Here is a 17,320-nt window from a genome sequence, read left to right as displayed (position 1 = left end):
CCGTCTGCACGGCGTTTGGCCCACTCAATTGCTGGCTGTCGAAGTCGCCACGTGTTTGCCCAGCCAGGTGTGCAACAGCGCGAAGTTCAAGGAGAACTCGGGCATTTGCAGCAAGGCACCGCAGAACACTTCGCCAATGATTTTCTGGATCAGTTGCACCGCCCGCGGGTCATTGAGCAGGGTGGCGATGTCGCGACTGAGGACATTGAAGCTCCAGACCTTCTGATTGAGGTCCAGGCCGACGAACCAGCGGAACAGCAGGTTGTAATTGAGCTGCTCGTAGAGCTGCTGCTCGCTGGGCACCGAATAGAGCAGTTGCAACAGCAGGATGTGCATCACGGTTTGCGGGGCGATGAGCATGCCGGGTTCAGCATTGAGGCCGTGCAGGACGTCGCGGTGTTCGTCCAGCAGGTCGTCGATCTGTGGGCGCAGCAGCACCAGCGAATGCCCCGGCGGGATGTAGCTGGACACTTCTTTCAAGGCGCCCTGCCAGTCATCCTGCGACACGATCCAGACCCACGGCGCGCCATAGCGATACACCGACACCGGCTTCTTGCGCGCGGCCTCGACGATCTTCGACAAGCGTTGATCGAGTTCCTGCATGCCCACTTTCGAATAGCGTTCCATAGTTCCCATCGCCTCACTCCCAGCTTCCCGCCTCGGCTTAAAAAAGTGGCCTTGCGGCCCCCTCAAGCGCTTCACATAGGCATGACGGGAAAGGCGATCGGCTACCGAACTTTTGTCATGAAAGCTTCATGTGGGGAGTGGGAGGTAGGCACCCGGATGGGTCTGGGAGAATACAAAGTTGGAGCTAGACAGAGATCCAATGTGGGAGCGAGCTTGCTCGCGATGGGGCAGTGTCAGTCACCATCATTGCCCAATGACCCACCGCTATCGCGGGCAAGCCCGGCTCCCACAGCTGGTCTTCAGTGAACATAAAATTGGTGTTCGGCACAGATCCAGTGTGGGAGCGGGCTTGCCCGCGATGGCGCAGTGTCAGTCACCATCCCTGCTGAATGACCCACCGCTATCGCGGGCAAGCCCGGCTCCCACAGTTGATCTTCAGTGAACATAAAATTAGCGATCCACACAGATCCTGTGTGGGAGTCGGGCTTGCCCGCGATGGAGCAGTGTCAGTCACCATCCTTGCCAAATGACCCACCGCTATCGCGGGCAAGCCCGGCTCCCACAGTTGATCTTCAGTGAACACAAAATTGGCGATCCACACAGATCCCGTGTGGGAGTCGGGCTTGCCCGCGATGGGGCCGTGTCAGCCACCATCACTGCTAATGACCCACCGCAATCGTGGGCAAGCCCGGCTCCCACAGGTGATCTTCAGTGAACATAAAATTGGTGCTCGGCACAGATCCAGTGTGGGAGCGGGCTTGCCCGCGATGGGGTCGGCACAGTCAGCACAGCATCAACTGAGCACCACCACCCCGCCCGGCAACTCGGTGCACTTGACCCCGTACGCATCCCGAATCAGCAATGCCACACCCGCCAGCTGATCCAGGCTGAACCGTGCCTGGACCTTGCGTTTGCCCACCTCGGTGTTGAGCAGCAACAACATGCCGGGGCGGTAGCGGTTGATTTCGTCGATTACCTGGCTCAGGGGCGCGTCGTTGAATACCAGTACCTGCTGGCGCCAGGCGATCACGTTGGCGGTGTCCACCGTTTGCGGGATGCCGACCTGCCTCGCGTCCCAGGTCAATTGCTGACCTTGCCCCAGACGAATGCTGCGCCCCTGAACGTCTACCTGCACCGCACCGGCCAGGCAGGTGACGCAGACACTCTGATCAATATTGCGCAGGTTGAAGCGCGCCTGGCTGGCACTCAACCACCCTGCCCCGGCCTGGACCCTGAGCGGCGTCTGGGCATGGGCCTGGACCTCCACTTCACCACTGAGCAACTGCAAATCCTCGCGCCCATTGCCCTCGTCACGACGACTGATACGAGTCTGTGTGTTGAGCTCCAGACTCACACCATCGCCCAGCTCAAACCGACGCTGTTCCCCCACCTCGGTGATGTAGTCAGCGCCGATACCGGAAAAACCACCCGGCACCGTGTAACGAACCAGCAAGAACGCCGCCGATGCCGCCACCGCGCCACCGAGAAACGCCCGCCGCCCAAAGTGCCGTGGCGCCTGCAATGTTTCGGCGGCCGGTTTCAGGCTCTGCCACAAGGCCTTGGTCTGTTCGAACGCTTGCGCGTGCTCGGCGCTCTGCTCGCACCATTGACGCAACGCCCGGGCGTCGGCAACGGTGGCGCGGCCCGAGGTCAACAGCAGCAACCAGTCCCGGGCTTCAGTGTGCAGCCGGTCTTGGGGCTTCGCCTCAGGGGGTGACAAACGAAAGATGTTCAAGCGCGGGGATACTCACGGATTGGTTCATTCTCTACTTTCAAGACGGTTTTCCCGCCCCGGGACCGAACCGCTGAATGACTTTTCTTTCAAGGCGGGCGGCGCAGTGACCCAGGGCGGCCTTGATTTCCTTCTCGACCATGCGTGTCGAGATGCCAAAACGCTGCGAGATTTCCAGGTGTGGCGCCTCTTCCAGACGCGCCGCGACAAAGATCTTGCGCCGCCGCGCCGGCAGCTCGTAAAGCGCCTTGAGCAGCGTCTGGATTTCCTTCTGGCCGCCCACCACCCGCGCCGGGTCCAGGGCGTCGTCGGACACTTGCAGCAGTTCTTCGATTTCACTGCCAGTGAGCAAACGTGCATCGGCCTGACGCCGGTCGGCGGCGATGTTCAGGGCCATGCGATAGAGATAGGCGTTGGGCTGGGCGATGTCCGGCGGCGCGTCCATGCGGTCGACACGCAAGTACGTCTCGTGCAGCACGTCGTTGGCCAGATCCTCCGAACCGAGACGGCGGCGCAGGCGCACCTTGAAATCGTCGTAGGACGTCAGGAACAGCCTGACCATCGAACTTTGTCCGGTGTCTTTCATCCCCCGGAAACTCCTTCCCGTTGTGTGCATTCCATGCGTTTTCCTGACGACTCCGGTAGCAAGAGCAAAGTCACCGGCTGGCGTAGCGAACTGGGCGCCGGCCGGTCGATGTCGAGGTTTCGTAAACTGTCCACCAGCACCGCATCGCGCTGAAAATCGCCTGTGGAACCGACCAGCCGGCTGTGTTGCACCACCCCGTCACGCCCGATCCACAGTTGCAGCAACGCCCGAAAACTGCCGGGGCGGGTCATTGGCCAGCGACACAGTTCGCGCTCGATGGCGGCCTGAATCGCTGTCGCATAACTGCTGCCGTGCAGCGAGGAGCTATTGTCCGCCAGCTCTTTACCAACGGGCACCTCGCGGACCTGCGCGACTTGCAAGGTGAACGCATCCTCTCGGGCGTAACGGGCCATCAAGCCGCTGCCGGCCAACAATCGATCCAGAGCGTCACCGGCACTCAGCGTGCCCTTGATCGCCACCGAACGCCTGCCGCGAGTCAACTGCCGGTCCACCAGCACCGCCATGCCGGTGGCGCGACTGAATCGATCGAGTGCCGTCGCCAACTCCTGGGCCGGGATATCCAGAGCCCTCGGCGTGCGCGAATCAGCAGGCGTCGCCCAGACCCAGGACGAGAGCGTCCAGCACAACAACACCAGGCAAAACCGACGAACCTGAGTGGATCTGGCGCTGCCTCGCTGCACGGCTGACGTACCCCTGAAAACCGCCATGCTGAGGCTTGTTTATGAATGTGGTGTGACGGCCGGTGCAAAAAAACCATCACGGGACGGTCAAGGGCTTTGCACTAGACTCGAACCTGAGCATGGCCCCGTCGGGCCGGCCAGGAGGCCTTTGATGAAATACCTGTTGAACGTAGCGGGCGGCGCGTTGTTGATGACAGCCGTGGGCATGGCGCAGGCGGCAGAGCCGTTGGGCTGCGTGGAGGTCAGTGTCGCGGGCTACAAGGCCCCCGATTACAACTGCCTGAGCCGGCAGATGGGCAACAACCCCGAGGGCACGGCGGCGGCGAAAAGCAATCAGGAGGCGCAGGATGTGCCCGTGGATAAACGACCACCGAATCAGCTCGGGCTGGCCACGCCGGCGGCGACCAGTACACGGATGGGCAGTACATTCGGGACGTCGGTAAAGCCGCAGCGGCCGGCGCCGGACAGCGCGACGTTGCCGTTGTTGGGCAGGTGATCGTTTGAGTCTACCGTAACGAACACAATCCCCTGTGGGCGCGAGCTTGCCCGCGATGGGGCAGTGTCAGTCGCCATCCTTGCTGATGACCCACCGCTATCGCGGGCAAGCCCGGCTCCCACAGGGTTCTTCAGTGAATACAAAAATTGGCACTCGGCAGCGATCCACTGTGGGAGCGGGCTTGCCCGCGATGGGGCCGTGTCAGTCACCATCCCTGCTGAATGACCCACCGCTATCGCGGGCAAGCCCGGCTCCCACAGGGTTCTTCAGTGAATACAAAAATTGGCACTCGGCAGCGATCCACTGTGGGAGCGGGCTTGCCCGCGATGGGGCCGTGTCAGTCACCATCCCTGCTGAATGACCCACCGCTATCGCGGGCAAGCCCGGCTCCCACAGTTGGTCTTCAGTGAACACAAAATCGGCGTTCTACCGCGATCCACTGTGGGAGCGGGCTTGCCCGCGATGGGGCCGTGTCAGTCACCATCCTTGCTGATGACCCACCGCTATCGCGGGCAAGCCCGGCTCCCACAGTTGATCTTTAGTGAATACAAAAATTGGCACTCGGCAGAGATCCAGTGTGGGAGCGGGCTTGCCCGCGATGGGGCCGTTTCAGTCACCATCCTTGCTGATGACCCACAGCTTTCGCGGGCAAGCCCGGCTCCCACAGGGATGTAGTCGCTCTCAAGAATCTCAATCACTGGGAACCTGCCGAAAACTCACCGCCAGCCGGTTCCAGCTGTTGATGGTGGTCACGGCCATGGTCAGGTCCACCAACTGCGCCTCATCAAACTGTTCCCGCGCCTGGGCATACACATCGTCCGGCACATGACTTTGTGCCAGCAGCGTCACCGCCTCGGTCCAGGCCAGCGCAGCCCGCTCACGGGGACTGAAGAACTCGCTGTCCCGCCAGACCACAATTGCGAACAGACGGCGTTCGGCTTCCCCCAGCCGCCGCGCATCCACCGAATGCATGTCGGTGCAAAAAGCACAGCCGTTGAGTTGCGAAGCGCGGACCTTGATCAGGTGCAACAGGCCCGGTTCGATGCTCAGGCTGCTGGTCAGGGCCTCCATGGCGATCATCGCTTTCATCGCCTTGGGCGAGGCGCTGTAGTAGTCAAGGCGCGGGTTCATTGGAGGTCTCGTTACACGAATAGGTGCCTGCACGGTAAACGCTGACAAAGGGGCGTTACAGATCCAATTCGGCGAAAAACCCGTGGACCACCCGGCAGCAGACCAATCTGCGGTTTTTCCTGCGCGCAACTTCTGCAAGGCATCGCAATGGGGTTAATCTGGCGCGACCCCACCGTCACCAGGAGCCCCGCCGGTATGGAACTTCACGTTGTCATCAACGGCCGCAAGGACCTGGCGGGCCAGTTGTACCAACAACTGCGCAGCGCCATTGAAACCGGTCGTCTGGCAGCCGGCACGCAGCTGCCGCCCAGCCGTTTGCTGGCCGAGCAACTGGGCATTTCGCGCAAGACCATTTCCGATACGTACTCGCAACTGACCTACGAAAACTTTCTGACCGGGGTGATCGGCAAGGGCACCTATGTCAACGCACGGCCGTCGAAAATCGTGCGCAAGCAGAGCCATTCGGAGCTGGCCAGCAGCGAGGTCATCGAGTCCTGGCGCAACCTGCCGGTGTTTCTGCGCCACCCAACCCTTGAGGGCTCGTTGCGCTACGACTTTATCGGTGGCGCCACCAGCAAGGGCCAGTTTCCACAGGACGACTGGCGGCGCTGCACGGCTCACGCGTTGCGGCAAATGTCCGGCACCAAGGGGTTTTACAGCCAGCCCGAGGGCTTGCCGGCACTGCGCAACGCAATTGCCCGGCACATCGCGTTTTCCCGTGGGGTCAATTGTCAGGACGAAGACGTGGTGGTGTGCAACGGCGCTCAACAGGCGCTGGACCTGATCTCCCGGGTGCTGACCCGGCCCGGCAGCCTGGTGGCCATGGAAGACCCCGGCTACCCGCCGGCCCGGCTGTTATTCGCCAGCCACGGCGCCACGGTAGTCGGGGTCCCGGTGGACGCCGAAGGCCTTCAGGTGGACAAGATTCCTGACGGTACGCGGATGATCTACGTGACACCGTCACACCAATTCCCGCTGGGCATGCCCATGAGCCAGGCACGGCGCGAAGCGCTGCTCGAACGGGCATACGAGCTGGGCGCAATCATCATAGAGGACGACTATGACAGCGAATTCCGCTACGAGGGCCGGCCCGCCGACTCCCTGCAAAGCCTGGACGAACGCGGTATTGTCGCCTACGTTGGCACCTTCTCGAAAACCCTGCTGCCGGAGCTGCGACTGGGCTACGCGATTCTGCCACCGGCGATTCTTGAGGCGGTGATCCGCGCCAAGCAGCTCACTGACCTGCACACCTCGACCCTGCCGCAATGGGCACTGGCCAAGTTCATCGCCGAAGGCTGCCTGCTCAAGCACATCCGCCGCTGCCACGCCATTTACGCCGGGCGCCGTGAGCGCATTCTGTCGCGCATGGCCGGTGATCTGTCGCCCTGGTTTGAAGCCGTGCCGACCAGTGCCGGGTTCCACATGGCGGTGCTGTGCAAGATGCCCATGGACCTGGCGCTGGTGATCGAGCTGGCGAAAAAGGTCGAAGTCGGGCTGTATGCGATCGACAGTTTTTTCTATCAGCAGCCGCCACGGGCCGGGCTTTTCCTCGGTTTTGGCGCCATCGAGACGCTGGACATCGACATCGCCCTGGACCGTCTGCGGGACATTGTGCAGCAGCTCGCCTGACGGATTGGTCCGGGATTTATCCGGCGATTGGCTATTGGTGGTCCGCCGCCACAGGCCTATTCTGCTAGAGCGCTATCCCTCAATGAGCCGTTCGTGCGGCCTGATTCAGGAGTGTGAGCAATGTCCAACGAAGTGATCAACACCGTACAGGTGCAGGCCGCTGCCGGCCGCACGGAAGAACTGGGCAGGCAATTGCAGAAGATCGTCGAAACCCTGCGCGAACTTCCGGGCTGTGATTCCTATATGGTCGACCGCTGCCCCGAGGACCAGAACCGCTGGACGGTGAGTGCGCACTGGCAGTCGGAGGCGGCCATGCAATCGCATTTCAACTGCCCTGAGGTGCAGGGGTTTATCGGGTTGATCGACAGCCGTCTGGCCAATGCGGTGGATTTCAACAGTTTTCCGATTGTGTAAACCTTGCTGACGCCTTCGCGAGCAGGCTTGCTCCCACAATGGAACGCGGTCAAATGTGGGAAACGAGCCTGCTCGCGAAGGCGTCCTCAGACAATCCACTTCACCCCCGATTGGTCACCTCACCTTCGCGTAAATTGGCCGTTTTCTTACCCCGACCCGCCGCTTACTGTGGTCCCTGACGATTAACCACCCCAGGTGCCCCACCATGAAAACCCTGCCTCTGCTCGCCGCCCTCTGTCTGTTCAGCACCACCGCCGCCTTCGCCCACGACACTGCCGGCCCGCATGAAAAAATCACCGTATTGCAGGAGCAGAACCTGCTCAACGCCCCCGGCAAAAAAGCCATGATGTTGACGGTCGATTACCTGCCTGGCCAGTCCTCCATCGCTCACAAACACCAGGGCACGGCAATGGCCTATGTGGTCTCCGGTCAGATCACGTCTCAGATCAAAGGCCAGCAAGCGGTGACCTACAAGGCCGGCGAGTCCTGGTATGAGCCTGCCGGCTCCGAGCATATGGTGTCGAAAAATGCCAGCGCCACCCAACCGGCAAAGTTGCTGGTGTTCATGGTCATGGACCCGACGGACGCGGTATTGATCCCCCTGAAAAACTGATGGCTGAACGTACAGCCATAAATAAACAGGCCCGAATCGACAACTCGGGCCTTTTTATATCTGCTGGCAATTAACCGGCAGCCGTTACATCAAACAAAACTATCAATGGACCAATAACTGCACGCGTCGGCCGTTTCATCGCGCCATTCAGGGTTAGTCTGAAACTACCGCCGTTAATTACCGGCCATATCCCACACTGCAACTCAGTTTGTTTCACTGGAGAAACACCATGAAACTTGCGCTTGTCAGTACTTTCAGTCTTGCCACGCTGTTAGTCGGTTGCTCAATTCCAACCGCCCCCACCGCCGTTTCTTCGATGGACTTTCCCGTCGGCCGTACCGGTTCCATGAAAGTTGCCAACGGCCGAAACGTGTCATTGGGCATCGTCTACAGCCCGAGCACCCAGACCAACCGCGCCTACCTTGCCGACTACCAGGCCAACGCCGGCACCGGTTTCGGCCAGAGCCTGCTGGTGCAACCGATCCACGATGCCTATGTGGCGACGTCCAACCCGAACTTCGCCGTGGACGGGGTCAAGGCGGCGTTGCAACGCCAGTTCGGCTTGGTGACGGTCTACCCGGACATGCAAAGTTTGCGGGCAGCGAAGCCGGACGTGGTGGCAGTTGTCGATACTCACAGCCAGCTGATGACGTCACGAAGCTCCGATATCAAGGCCGATGTCAGTGTGTCCTTTTATGACTCGCAGTTGCGTTACATCGCCACTGCACAAGGGCATGACGCTGAATCATTGAGTCCGCTGTGGGCAGACTTCAAACGCAGCGAAGAGATTGTTTCCGATATTAACGAGCAGCAGAATGTGCAAGTTAGGGCGCTGAAAAATTTTGACCAGTCGCTCAGTAATTTATTGACCAGGCCGACAAGTAACGTGTCGATGATTGATAGTCATACCGGTCAGAAGTTGTAGTGAGGCTGATGGCCTCTTCGCGGGCAAGCCCGCTCCCACAGTAGATCGTTGGTGTATCCAGATTATGTGTACAACACAAATCCACTGTGGGAGCGGGCTTGCTCGCGAAGGGGCCCGACCAGACACCCAAAAAACCTCAGGCAAAAAAAGCCCCCGCCTCTCACGACACGGGGGCTTTTTCATTCAGCGATGAGTCAGGCTGTCACAACCGTCTGACCACTCAACGCCAGGTCCAGCAACTCACGGTTGGCCACCGCGTACATGGCGTAGTCCGTACCGCTGGCGGCACGGATTTCCACCAGCATTGCGCGCCAGCGTTCGATCATGCCTTCGTGCGCTTCCATCCACAGCGCCAAGCGTGTTTCCACGTCCTGACTGCCGTCGCCCTGTTGCAGGACGGAGATGGTGATCGCACGTTGCTGCCAGTCGACGTCGTCACGGAACGCCTCACGGGCCAGGGCCTGCCAGTTGTTTTCAACCGGCAATGCGCTGATCTGTTGCAGGTACCAGGTGATGTCCAGGGCGCTGCCCACGGCGAAATAGGCCTTGGCCACGTCCGCTGCGTTCTGGCCAGTGACATCCGACGCTTCGATGATCGGCAGCAAGGTGTACAGGTGCGTAGTGCCTGCAACCATGCGCGCCAGCAGCTCAGGTACGCCAGCCGCGACGTAGGCCTGATAGCGGGTCTGCCAGCCTTCGCGGGTCGGGCCTTCCAGCAGTTCGTCGAGCTTGAGGCCCAGCGCTGCCAGATGTGGACCGAAATGCGCGACGTCACGGGCAGCGTTCTGCTCGTTGCGGCGGCTGCGCAGGAACCAGCGCGTAGCGCGACGGCCCAGACGCATCAGCTCGTCCATCAGCTCCAGTTGCACGTCAGCGGAGACCTGATAGTCCAGGGCTTCAATCTGACGGAACCAGTGCGGGAGGTGGAAAATGTCACGCACGATCACATAAGCGCCCGCCACGTTCGCCGGGCTCATGCCGGTCGACTCTTTGAGTCGTTGAACGAAGGTGATGCCCATGTGGTTCACCAGATCGTTGGCGATCTGGGTGCTGACGATTTCACGCTTCAGACGGTGACGACGCATGGCTTCGGAGAACTTGCTGACCAGCATCGGCGGGAAAGCGGTTTCCATGTCGCGGGTCAGGTAGTCGTCGTCCGGCACCTGGGAGTTGAGCAGCGCTTCCTTGAGGTCGATCTTGCTGTAGGAGATCAGCACCGACAGCTCGGCACGGGTCAGGCCATGGCCTGCCGCGACGCGCTCGTTGATCTGCTCTTCGGACGGCAGGAATTCAATGGCGCGATCCAGCTTGCCACGGCCTTCCAGATCGTTCATCAGACGCTTGTATTCAGCGATCCGCGGCAGGGCACGACGGGCCGCCAGAGACAGCGCCTGAGTCTGCTTGTAGTTGTTGCCCAGAACCAGACCACCGACTTCGTCGGTCATGCTGCCGAGCAACTGGTTACGTTGCTTCTCGGTCATGTCGCCGGCCTGAACCACTTCGTTCAGCAGGATCTTGATGTTCACTTCGTGGTCGGAGCAGTCCACACCACCGGCGTTGTCGATGAAGTCGGTGTTGGAGCCGCCGCCATTGAGGCCGAATTCCACACGACCCAGTTGGGTCATGCCGAGGTTGCCGCCCTCGCCCACGACTTTGCAGCGCAGTTCGTTGCCGTTCACGCGCAGTGCATCGTTGGCCTTGTCGCCGACATCGGCGTGGCTTTCGGTGCTGGCCTTGACGTAGGTGCCGATACCGCCGTTCCACAACAGGTCCACTGGCGCCTTGAGCAAGGCGTTCAGCAGTTCGGTCGGGGTCAGCTTGTCGGCCTCGATGTCGAAGCGTTCTTTCATCTGCGGCGAGATCGCGATGCTCTTCGCGCTGCGCGAGAAGATGCCGCCACCTTCGGACATGATGCTGGTGTCGTAATCCGACCAGGCCGAACGCGGCAGGTCGAACAGGCGCTGACGTTCAACGAAGCTGTTGGCCGGCTGCGGGTTCGGATCGATGAAGATGTGCAGGTGGTTGAAGGCCGCGACCAGTTGCAGCTTGTCTGACATCAACAGGCCGTTACCGAACACGTCACCGGCCATGTCGCCGACGCCCACAACAGTGATGCTGTCTTCCTGGACATTGATACCGCGCTCGCGGAAGTGGCGTTGTACGCCGACCCACGCGCCCTTGGCGGTGATGCCCATTTTCTTGTGGTCGTAGCCAGCCGAGCCGCCGGAGGCAAAGGCGTCGCCGAGCCAGAAACCGTAGTCGATGGCAATGCCGTTGGCGATGTCGGAGAAGGTCGCCGTGCCCTTGTCCGCAGCCACCACCAGGTACGGGTCATCGTCGTCATGACGCACGACGTTGACCGGTGGCACCAGCGCGCCGTCTTTCAGGTTGTCGGTGATGTCCAACAGGCCCGAGATGAAGATGCGGTAGCAGGCGATGCCCTCTGCCGCGATCTCGTCACGGCCGCCACCCAGTGGCAGGCGACGCGGCAGGAAGCCGCCCTTCGCGCCCACCGGCACGATGACCGAGTTCTTCACTTGCTGGGCTTTTACCAGGCCCAGCACTTCGGTGCGGTAGTCTTCTTCACGGTCGGACCAGCGCAGGCCGCCGCGAGCGACGTTGCCGAAGCGCAGGTGCACGCCTTCGACGCGTGGCGAGTAAACGAAGATTTCGAACTTCGGTACAGGCTTGGGCAGCTCTGGAATGGCGTGCGGGTTGAACTTGAAGCTGAAGTAGGACTTGTTCTGACCGTTGGCATCGGTCTGGTAGAAGTTGGTCCGCAGGGTGGCCTTGATCAGGTCCAGGTAGCGACGCAGGATGCGGTCTTCGTTCAACACCTGGACGTCGTCCAGTGCGGTGACGATGGCCTGTTCCAGACGGTGCTGCTTGTCTTCCAGGTCGTCGCTGGACAGTTTGCGCGCCAGGTAGAAGCGGGTCTTGAACAACCGGGTCAGCTCACGAGCGATGTCGGTGTGGTTGTTCAGGGTGCTGGCGATGTAGCCCAGGTCGAAGCCCAGACGGATCTGCTTCATGTAACGGGCATAGGCACGCAGCAGCGCGACGTCACGCCATGGCAGGCCGGCCGTCAGCACCAGGCGGTTGAACGCGTCGTTCTCGGCTTCGCCACGCACGATGTGGACGAAGGCGTCCTGCAGCGTGTCGTTGAGCTGCTGGATGTCGAGTTCCAGGCCTTCGGCGGCGGTGAACGCGAAATCGTGAATCCAGAACTCGCGGCCATTGTTGTGACGCAGGCGATACGGGAACTCACCCAGTACGCGCAGGCCGAGGTTTTCCAGGATCGGCAAGACGTCGGACAGTGCCAGCGGGGTATCGGCGTGGTACAGCTTGCAGTGCAGCTCGCGCTGACCGGACACCTGGCCCAGCGGCTGATAGAAGCTCATGACCAGCGGATTTTTTTCGGTCAGGCTCAGCAGGTGCTGCATGTCGACCACGGCCGAATGCGCCGCGAAACGCTCGCGGTAACCGGCCGGGAAGCCTTTCGGGAAGTCGGCCAGCACATTGGTGCCGTGGGCTTCGCCGAAGCTTTCCACTACCAGGTTGGCGTAGTCGTCCTGCCAGCTGCGGCAGGCCTGCACCACTTCTTTTTCCAGCAGCACCGGGTCGATGTCCAGGCGGTTCTTCGGGTCAACCCGCAGAATCAGTTGCACACGGGCCAGCACGGATTCGGAGAAGAAGGTCCAGAACTCGCAGTCCGAGGCTTTCAGGCGATCCATCAGCACTTGCTGGATCTTCTGACGCACTTCGGTGGAATAGATGTCACGTGGCACGTAGGCCAGGCAGTAGCAGAAGCGGCCGTACGGGTCTTTGCGCAGGAACACGCGGATCTTGTTGCGTTCCTGGATCTGCACGATCGACATCACGGTGCTGAACAGCTCGTCCACCGGGGTCTGGAACAGATCGTCGCGCGGCAGCACTTCAACCACCTGCGCCAGTTCCTTGCCCAGGTGAGCCTTGGCCTGGAAGCCGGAACGGCGTTCGATTTCCTCGACCTTGCGACGGATGTACGGGATGACCCGCACGCTCTCGCCATACACCGACGAGGTGTACAGGCCCATGAAACGGCATTCCTTGATCACGTTGCCGTCGGCGTCGATTTCACGGATCGACACGTAGTCCGGGTACGCCGGACGGTGTACGCGGCTCGGGTGCGCGGCCTTGGCGAACGACAGTGGCGTCGGTTCGCGCAGGTAGTTCACGGCATAGTCTTCGATGCGCAGGTCATCGGCGGTGAGGCCGGCGCGCAGCAGTTTGGTCAGGCCCAGGAAGGAGTTCTGGTCGTATTCGATGTGGCCGCCATCGGCTTCATCGCGCACCACGAACTCTTCATAGCCCAGGAACGTGAAGTGGTTGCCCACCAGCCATTCCAGGAAACTCTTGATCTCGGCTTTTTCGTCGCCGTCGATGCTGTACTGGCTGTTGTCCAGGCCGGACAGCATTTCCTGGACCTTGGCTTTCATCGGTTCGAAATCGGCGACCGCCACGCGGACTTCACCGAGAACCTGTTCCAGTTCCTTGCTCAGTACATTCAGTTCGGCCGCGTTGGCGCAACGGTCGATTTCCAGGTACATCAGCGATTCTTGCAGAATGCCTTCGCCGTGGGTGCCCTTGGGCAGGATTTCCAGCAGCTCGCCCTTGCTGCCGCGACGCACGCTCAACACAGTGGTTTGCAGGGTGTGGATGCTGTAACCGCGACGGTTCAGTTCGGTACGTACCGAGTCCACGAGGAACGGCAGGTCGTGGTGCAGCACTTCGACCGCCGTGTGCGTCGACTGCCAGCCGTGGCGTTCGTAATCAGGGTTGTAGACGCGCACTTGCGGTTGCGCGTGATCGAAGCGCTCAAGCAGGCGCCACGCAGAAAGGGTGCAGCCAGCGAGGTCGGACAACCGACGCTGGGTCAGCTCGTCGAGAGAAATGATGCCGAAAAATTGTTCAGCAAACAGCGCCACTTGTGGCAGTGCCTGTTCGCTGATGTGCTGCGCCAGTGCCGCTTGCAGTTGGTGCTGGAAGTCGGCTTTGCTGGCTGCGGTGAAGAACGCCATCTGTGGTACTCCGCTTGGGCTTGTTATTGATGGAAGCGTCGCGTGCAAAACCCCTCGCGGGGCGGTCCGTCAGCCTGCTCCTGAATCTCGGGCAGAGGAAGCAGGATGACAGGTGGGTGAAGCTGGACAAGACACTCAGGTCACATTCACCTTCCATGAATGGGCATCTGCAAAAACGCCTGGCAATTGCCTGCGCAAGGTTTTTACGGGTGTCCATTGGCTGCGCAGCTTATCGGGTGCGACAACCTGCCTGCTTGCGGTGCTGCGACATATTCGGTCATTCGCACGCAACGCGAGGGCGCAGGATTGCATAACGTGAGTATCTGTGCAGGAAAATGGGTGTTTTGTGCGAGGATTCAAGACATGCGTACCTGCGATGGTCAATCGAGTGATCCCGTCCTTGGGATACGATTCCTCTGGAGACCGTCCAGCCGTTGTCTGCACAACCTGACATGCAATTGCTTACTTCAAACGTTGCGCACTTTTGGGGGTTGAAAGGTGACCGGCTTGTACTGAGCGCCTATCGATTCAAACTGCCTCAGCGATTTACCTTTTTTTGAAATCCCGAAATATTCAGTGCGACTGGAGGTTTCACCGACTTTTAGCTGCTTAATTCGAGGCATTAGGTTTTCCGCGATAACCCTCCCTTCATAAGCCTTTACAGAAAGGCCTGAAAAATCAGAAAACAATTCGGCAAATGATCCTCCTGAGGTATTCAGTGGATGTACAGGCTCGCTAGCTGAATGACACATTATCAATCGAGCACTGTCGAATGATTCAAAATGAAGGCCTGTGTTTTTTAGACGCTGAGCAAGCTCACCAGGACCCAACAGCGTCTTGCTATCCCAAAGAAGCCCACCAGATGAGGGCCCGTGCGCATAGACGTTAAGTCTGGAGCCATCCTTGTATTGGTCCACAAACACTGCCGACTCCTCAGAGATCTTTGTAAAGTATTTTACTGGTTTATATTCGGTGCCGTATTTAACCGCCAGATACCTTGCTTTAACTTTAGAAAAAAAATTAGCTATTGCAGAAACCATATGCCCAGTAGGATCGATCCGATTAACGGGATCCCCCTGACAATACCCATACGCATTCAACCCGCCTTTATCAAACGGACTCAAATTGTCAGGACTGTTAAACCGCATCAGCACCGGATTAAACGCCCGATAACCATTACCCAACAAATAATGCCCGGTCACCGGTTCCGCTCGCTGCCCGTTGAACCCCAACAAACTGCTCAACCCGCTTTCGCGGGGGTGATGGCCGTAAGACGAATAGGCGATGGATCGTTGCGAATTCGCCTGAAGTTCGTTGAGAACAGAACGCTGCTGATCAGTGGCCAGTAACGTGCTGATGACACCGTCGCCATGGCATTGTTGCTGTGCGAGCAATTGATCAGCGTGCTGGACAATCGACAATCGCTCATCCCCTTCAAGCTCGGTGACCAGGCGGTTATCACAGTAGAAGCGCTGACGCCCGGCATCATCCAGCCGGCCATGACTGACCAGCCGATCCAGAGCATCGTATTGATAGCGCACACGTGCCAAAAACAACAACTAGCAGAACTGCTAGTCTCAACTCGGTCCGGCAAGATCCTTCCTGAGCGGGCAAAACCACGCTCAGTACCTGTTCAAGGCGCACGCTTTGACATCTGCCACACATTTGTGTTGCACGTCTGATGCATACCTACTCAAGTTACTAGTTAAACTCAGCCACTTCGGATATCGCGAGCAATCTCGGGTTGAAAGGTGATGGGACGATAATCTATGACTTCAGGCAATGTCGACAGCCTGTCTTTTTTGTTAATCCTCAAATACTCAGTAGATTTAGAGGTTTCACCGATGTCGAGCTGTTCAATACGGGACAATAGATTTCTCGCCTTGACCCCTCCTTTATAGCCTTTTACAGGGAGACCAGTAGCTATGGAAAACAACTTGGCGGAGGCCAGTCTTGATGAATTTCCGACGCTTGCGAATTCGGAACCTGAGTAACAATAAAGCAAGCGCACACTATCAAATGATTTAAAATCAAAACCTACACCTTCAATACGTTGAACAAGCTCATCAGGGCTTAGCATCAACTTAGGAGCCAACACCTCACCAGAGCTTGATAGCACTTCATCCTGCCACTTAAACCCCGTCGAATTTCCATGCCCATAAATATTTAGCCTGGTACCGCCCTTGTATTTATCTACAAACACAGCTCCCGCCTCGGAAACCCTTGTAAAGCGTTGTACGGGTTTATAACTGGCACCCGTCTTAACCGATAGATACTTGGCTTTGATGACAGAAAAAAAATCACTTGCCGCAGTAAAAAAAATGCCCCGTAGGATCACTCCGATTAATCGGATTCCCCTGACAATACCCATAAGCATTCACCCCGCCCTTCCCAAACGGACTCAAGCTATCCGGACTGTTAAATCGCATCAGCACCGGATTAAACGCCCGATAACCATTACCCAACAAATAATGCCCGGTCACCGGTTCCGCTCGCTGCCCGTTGAACCCCAACAAACTGCTCAACCCGCTTTCGCGGGGGTGATGGCCGTAAGACGAATAGGCGATGGATCGTTGCGAATTCGCCTGAAGTTCATTGAGAACAGAACGCTGCTGATCAGTGGCCAGTAACGTGCTGATGACACCGTCGCCATGGCATTGTTGCTGTGCGAGCAATTGATCAGCGTGCTGGACAATCGACAATCGCTCATCCCCTTCAAGCTCGGTGACCAGGCGGTTATCACAGTAGAAGCGCTGACGCCCGGCATCATCCAGCCGGCCATGACTGACCAGCCGATCCAGAGCATCGTATTGATAGCGCACAAGTGGGGCTTTCGGTTGGCTGGGCATAGGAAACTCCGACAGACCAGGATCAGGAAACGTCCATGACTGTCTATCCTTTTGCCAAAAACAACAACTAGCAGAACTGCTAGGTTCAACACACCCCAGCAAAAATATCCGGACGCTGGCAAAATCACCCTTTGCCTGCCAACACCGCGCCCAGCGCCAGGAATTCCTTATGCAAATGACCACCGCCCTGTTGATCGTCAACCCGTGCGATGACGAAGAAGACAACATGGCCATGCTGTGCTGTCACAGCGACCAGGGCGATATGTTCCTGATGACCCGCTACCCGGACGAGGACGCACTGGACATCACGCTGGGGGATGAGCCTTCGACGCTCGACGGGGTGAAAGTCACCCTCGGCGCGGGCACACTGCTGATCGAAATCGCCGCTGGGGATGCTGATGCGCTCAATGGTGATGATTCGCTGGAGATCACCTTTGACGCTGACATGACGGACCTGGCGGAACTGGAAGAAACCTTGCAGAACATTCTCAAGGGCACTGGCACCTATATCCGCCAGCTCTGATTTCCAGAATATCGGGCGCCTGATCCGGCCTCAT

General features: G+C 59.0%; 15 protein-coding genes. 6 read left to right on the top strand and 9 right to left on the bottom strand.

The features are described 5' to 3' along the window. Nucleotides 1–24 precede the first annotated feature (24 nt). The 4 genes from POF45_RS29240 to POF45_RS29225 all read right to left on the bottom strand — a co-directional run bounded on the left by POF45_RS29240 (nt 25) and on the right by POF45_RS29225 (nt 3,673). Nucleotides 25–636: a transposase gene (locus tag POF45_RS29240; RefSeq protein ID WP_259502638.1), complete on the bottom strand. Its 612-nt coding sequence runs from the start codon at nt 634–636 to the stop codon at nt 25–27. A gap of 784 nt (nt 637–1,420) precedes the next feature. Beyond that, nucleotides 1,421–2,362: a FecR family protein gene (locus POF45_RS29235; RefSeq protein ID WP_282317372.1), complete on the bottom strand. Its 942-nt coding sequence runs from the start codon at nt 2,360–2,362 to the stop codon at nt 1,421–1,423. A gap of 37 nt (nt 2,363–2,399) precedes the next feature. Further along, nucleotides 2,400–2,945 carry an RNA polymerase sigma factor gene (locus POF45_RS29230; protein ID WP_259502636.1) on the bottom strand — a complete coding sequence of 182 codons (546 nt, stop codon included), beginning with the start codon at nt 2,943–2,945 and terminating at the stop codon, nt 2,400–2,402. After that, nucleotides 2,942–3,673 carry an STN domain-containing protein gene (locus POF45_RS29225; protein ID WP_282317371.1) on the bottom strand — a complete coding sequence of 244 codons (732 nt, stop codon included), beginning with the start codon at nt 3,671–3,673 and terminating at the stop codon, nt 2,942–2,944. Before POF45_RS29225 ends, POF45_RS29230 begins: the two co-directional genes overlap by 4 nt. 163 nt (nt 3,674–3,836) lie before the next feature. Here POF45_RS29225 and POF45_RS29220 point away from each other — a divergent pair, with 163 nt between their 5' ends. Then, entirely contained in the window at nt 3,837–4,142 is a 306-nt protein-coding gene (locus POF45_RS29220) for a hypothetical protein (RefSeq protein WP_259503163.1), read from the top strand. Between the two features lie 690 nt (nt 4,143–4,832). Here POF45_RS29220 and POF45_RS29215 read toward each other — a convergent pair. After that, the gene (locus tag POF45_RS29215; protein ID WP_282317370.1) at nt 4,833–5,273 is read right to left on the bottom strand and encodes a carboxymuconolactone decarboxylase family protein; all 441 of its coding nucleotides are present in this window, start codon (nt 5,271–5,273) and stop codon (nt 4,833–4,835) included. A 195-nt stretch (nt 5,274–5,468) separates the two neighbouring features. Between POF45_RS29215 and pdxR the strand changes: the two genes are divergently transcribed. From pdxR to POF45_RS29195, 4 genes are all read left to right on the top strand, one after another. Continuing rightward, nucleotides 5,469–6,902, top strand: coding sequence for a MocR-like pyridoxine biosynthesis transcription factor PdxR (gene pdxR, locus POF45_RS29210; protein WP_282317369.1), 1,434 nt, complete (start codon nt 5,469–5,471; stop codon nt 6,900–6,902). 120 nt (nt 6,903–7,022) lie between these two features. Continuing rightward, nucleotides 7,023–7,316 (top strand): antibiotic biosynthesis monooxygenase family protein, encoded by a 294-nt coding sequence (locus POF45_RS29205; protein ID WP_259502629.1) that lies wholly within the window; start codon nt 7,023–7,025, stop codon nt 7,314–7,316. Between the two features lie 205 nt (nt 7,317–7,521). Continuing rightward, nucleotides 7,522–7,929, top strand: a complete 408-nt coding sequence (locus POF45_RS29200; protein WP_259502628.1) for a cupin domain-containing protein — start codon at nt 7,522–7,524, stop codon at nt 7,927–7,929. A gap of 229 nt (nt 7,930–8,158) precedes the next feature. Further along, nucleotides 8,159–8,854: an ATPase gene (locus POF45_RS29195; protein WP_259502627.1), complete on the top strand. Its 696-nt coding sequence runs from the start codon at nt 8,159–8,161 to the stop codon at nt 8,852–8,854. A 194-nt stretch (nt 8,855–9,048) separates the two neighbouring features. Here POF45_RS29195 and POF45_RS29190 read toward each other — a convergent pair whose 3' ends face one another. The 4 genes from POF45_RS29190 to POF45_RS29175 all read right to left on the bottom strand — a co-directional run bounded on the left by POF45_RS29190 (nt 9,049) and on the right by POF45_RS29175 (nt 16,763). Further along, nucleotides 9,049–13,914 (bottom strand): NAD-glutamate dehydrogenase, encoded by a 4,866-nt coding sequence (locus POF45_RS29190; protein WP_259502626.1) that lies wholly within the window; start codon nt 13,912–13,914, stop codon nt 9,049–9,051. Nucleotides 13,915–14,381: 467 nt separating this feature from the next. Then, entirely contained in the window at nt 14,382–15,473 is a 1,092-nt protein-coding gene (locus POF45_RS29185) for an RHS repeat-associated core domain-containing protein (protein ID WP_282317368.1), read from the bottom strand. 152 nt (nt 15,474–15,625) lie between these two features. Further along, nucleotides 15,626–16,291: a hypothetical protein gene (locus POF45_RS29180; protein ID WP_282317367.1), complete on the bottom strand. Its 666-nt coding sequence runs from the start codon at nt 16,289–16,291 to the stop codon at nt 15,626–15,628. Next, nucleotides 16,215–16,763, bottom strand: a complete 549-nt coding sequence (locus tag POF45_RS29175; protein ID WP_349016873.1) for an RHS repeat-associated core domain-containing protein — start codon at nt 16,761–16,763, stop codon at nt 16,215–16,217. The genes POF45_RS29180 and POF45_RS29175 overlap by 77 nt, the downstream gene beginning before the upstream one ends. 169 nt (nt 16,764–16,932) lie before the next feature. Between POF45_RS29175 and POF45_RS29170 the strand changes: the two genes are divergently transcribed. Continuing rightward, the gene (locus POF45_RS29170; RefSeq protein WP_282317366.1) at nt 16,933–17,286 is read left to right on the top strand and encodes a hypothetical protein; all 354 of its coding nucleotides are present in this window, start codon (nt 16,933–16,935) and stop codon (nt 17,284–17,286) included. Nucleotides 17,287–17,320 lie beyond the last annotated feature (34 nt).

The sequence above is a fragment of the Pseudomonas fungipugnans genome, from assembly GCF_029955235.1.
Classification (GTDB): domain Bacteria; phylum Pseudomonadota; class Gammaproteobacteria; order Pseudomonadales; family Pseudomonadaceae; genus Aquipseudomonas; species Aquipseudomonas fungipugnans.
This window is presented reverse-complemented; position numbering and strand designations above follow the sequence as displayed.

What these genes read in the sequence shown, in the direction of transcription:
- POF45_RS29240 (WP_259502638.1), bottom strand. Translation starts at nt 636, where the DNA reads ATGGGAACTATGGAACGCTATTCGAAAGTGGGCATGCAGGAACTCGAT.
- POF45_RS29230 (WP_259502636.1), bottom strand. Translation starts at nt 2,945, where the DNA reads ATGAAAGACACCGGACAAAGTTCGATGGTCAGGCTGTTCCTGACGTCC.
- POF45_RS29225 (WP_282317371.1), bottom strand. Translation starts at nt 3,673, where the DNA reads ATGGCGGTTTTCAGGGGTACGTCAGCCGTGCAGCGAGGCAGCGCCAGA.
- POF45_RS29220 (WP_259503163.1), top strand. Translation starts at nt 3,837, where the DNA reads ATGACAGCCGTGGGCATGGCGCAGGCGGCAGAGCCGTTGGGCTGCGTG.
- POF45_RS29215 (WP_282317370.1), bottom strand. Translation starts at nt 5,273, where the DNA reads ATGAACCCGCGCCTTGACTACTACAGCGCCTCGCCCAAGGCGATGAAA.
- pdxR (WP_282317369.1), top strand. Translation starts at nt 5,469, where the DNA reads ATGGAACTTCACGTTGTCATCAACGGCCGCAAGGACCTGGCGGGCCAG.
- POF45_RS29205 (WP_259502629.1), top strand. Translation starts at nt 7,023, where the DNA reads ATGTCCAACGAAGTGATCAACACCGTACAGGTGCAGGCCGCTGCCGGC.
- POF45_RS29200 (WP_259502628.1), top strand. Translation starts at nt 7,522, where the DNA reads ATGAAAACCCTGCCTCTGCTCGCCGCCCTCTGTCTGTTCAGCACCACC.
- POF45_RS29195 (WP_259502627.1), top strand. Translation starts at nt 8,159, where the DNA reads ATGAAACTTGCGCTTGTCAGTACTTTCAGTCTTGCCACGCTGTTAGTC.
- POF45_RS29190 (WP_259502626.1), bottom strand. Translation starts at nt 13,914, where the DNA reads ATGGCGTTCTTCACCGCAGCCAGCAAAGCCGACTTCCAGCACCAACTG.
- POF45_RS29180 (WP_282317367.1), bottom strand. Translation starts at nt 16,291, where the DNA reads ATGCTTATGGGTATTGTCAGGGGAATCCGATTAATCGGAGTGATCCTA.
- POF45_RS29175 (WP_349016873.1), bottom strand. Translation starts at nt 16,763, where the DNA reads ATGCCCAGCCAACCGAAAGCCCCACTTGTGCGCTATCAATACGATGCT.
- POF45_RS29170 (WP_282317366.1), top strand. Translation starts at nt 16,933, where the DNA reads ATGCAAATGACCACCGCCCTGTTGATCGTCAACCCGTGCGATGACGAA.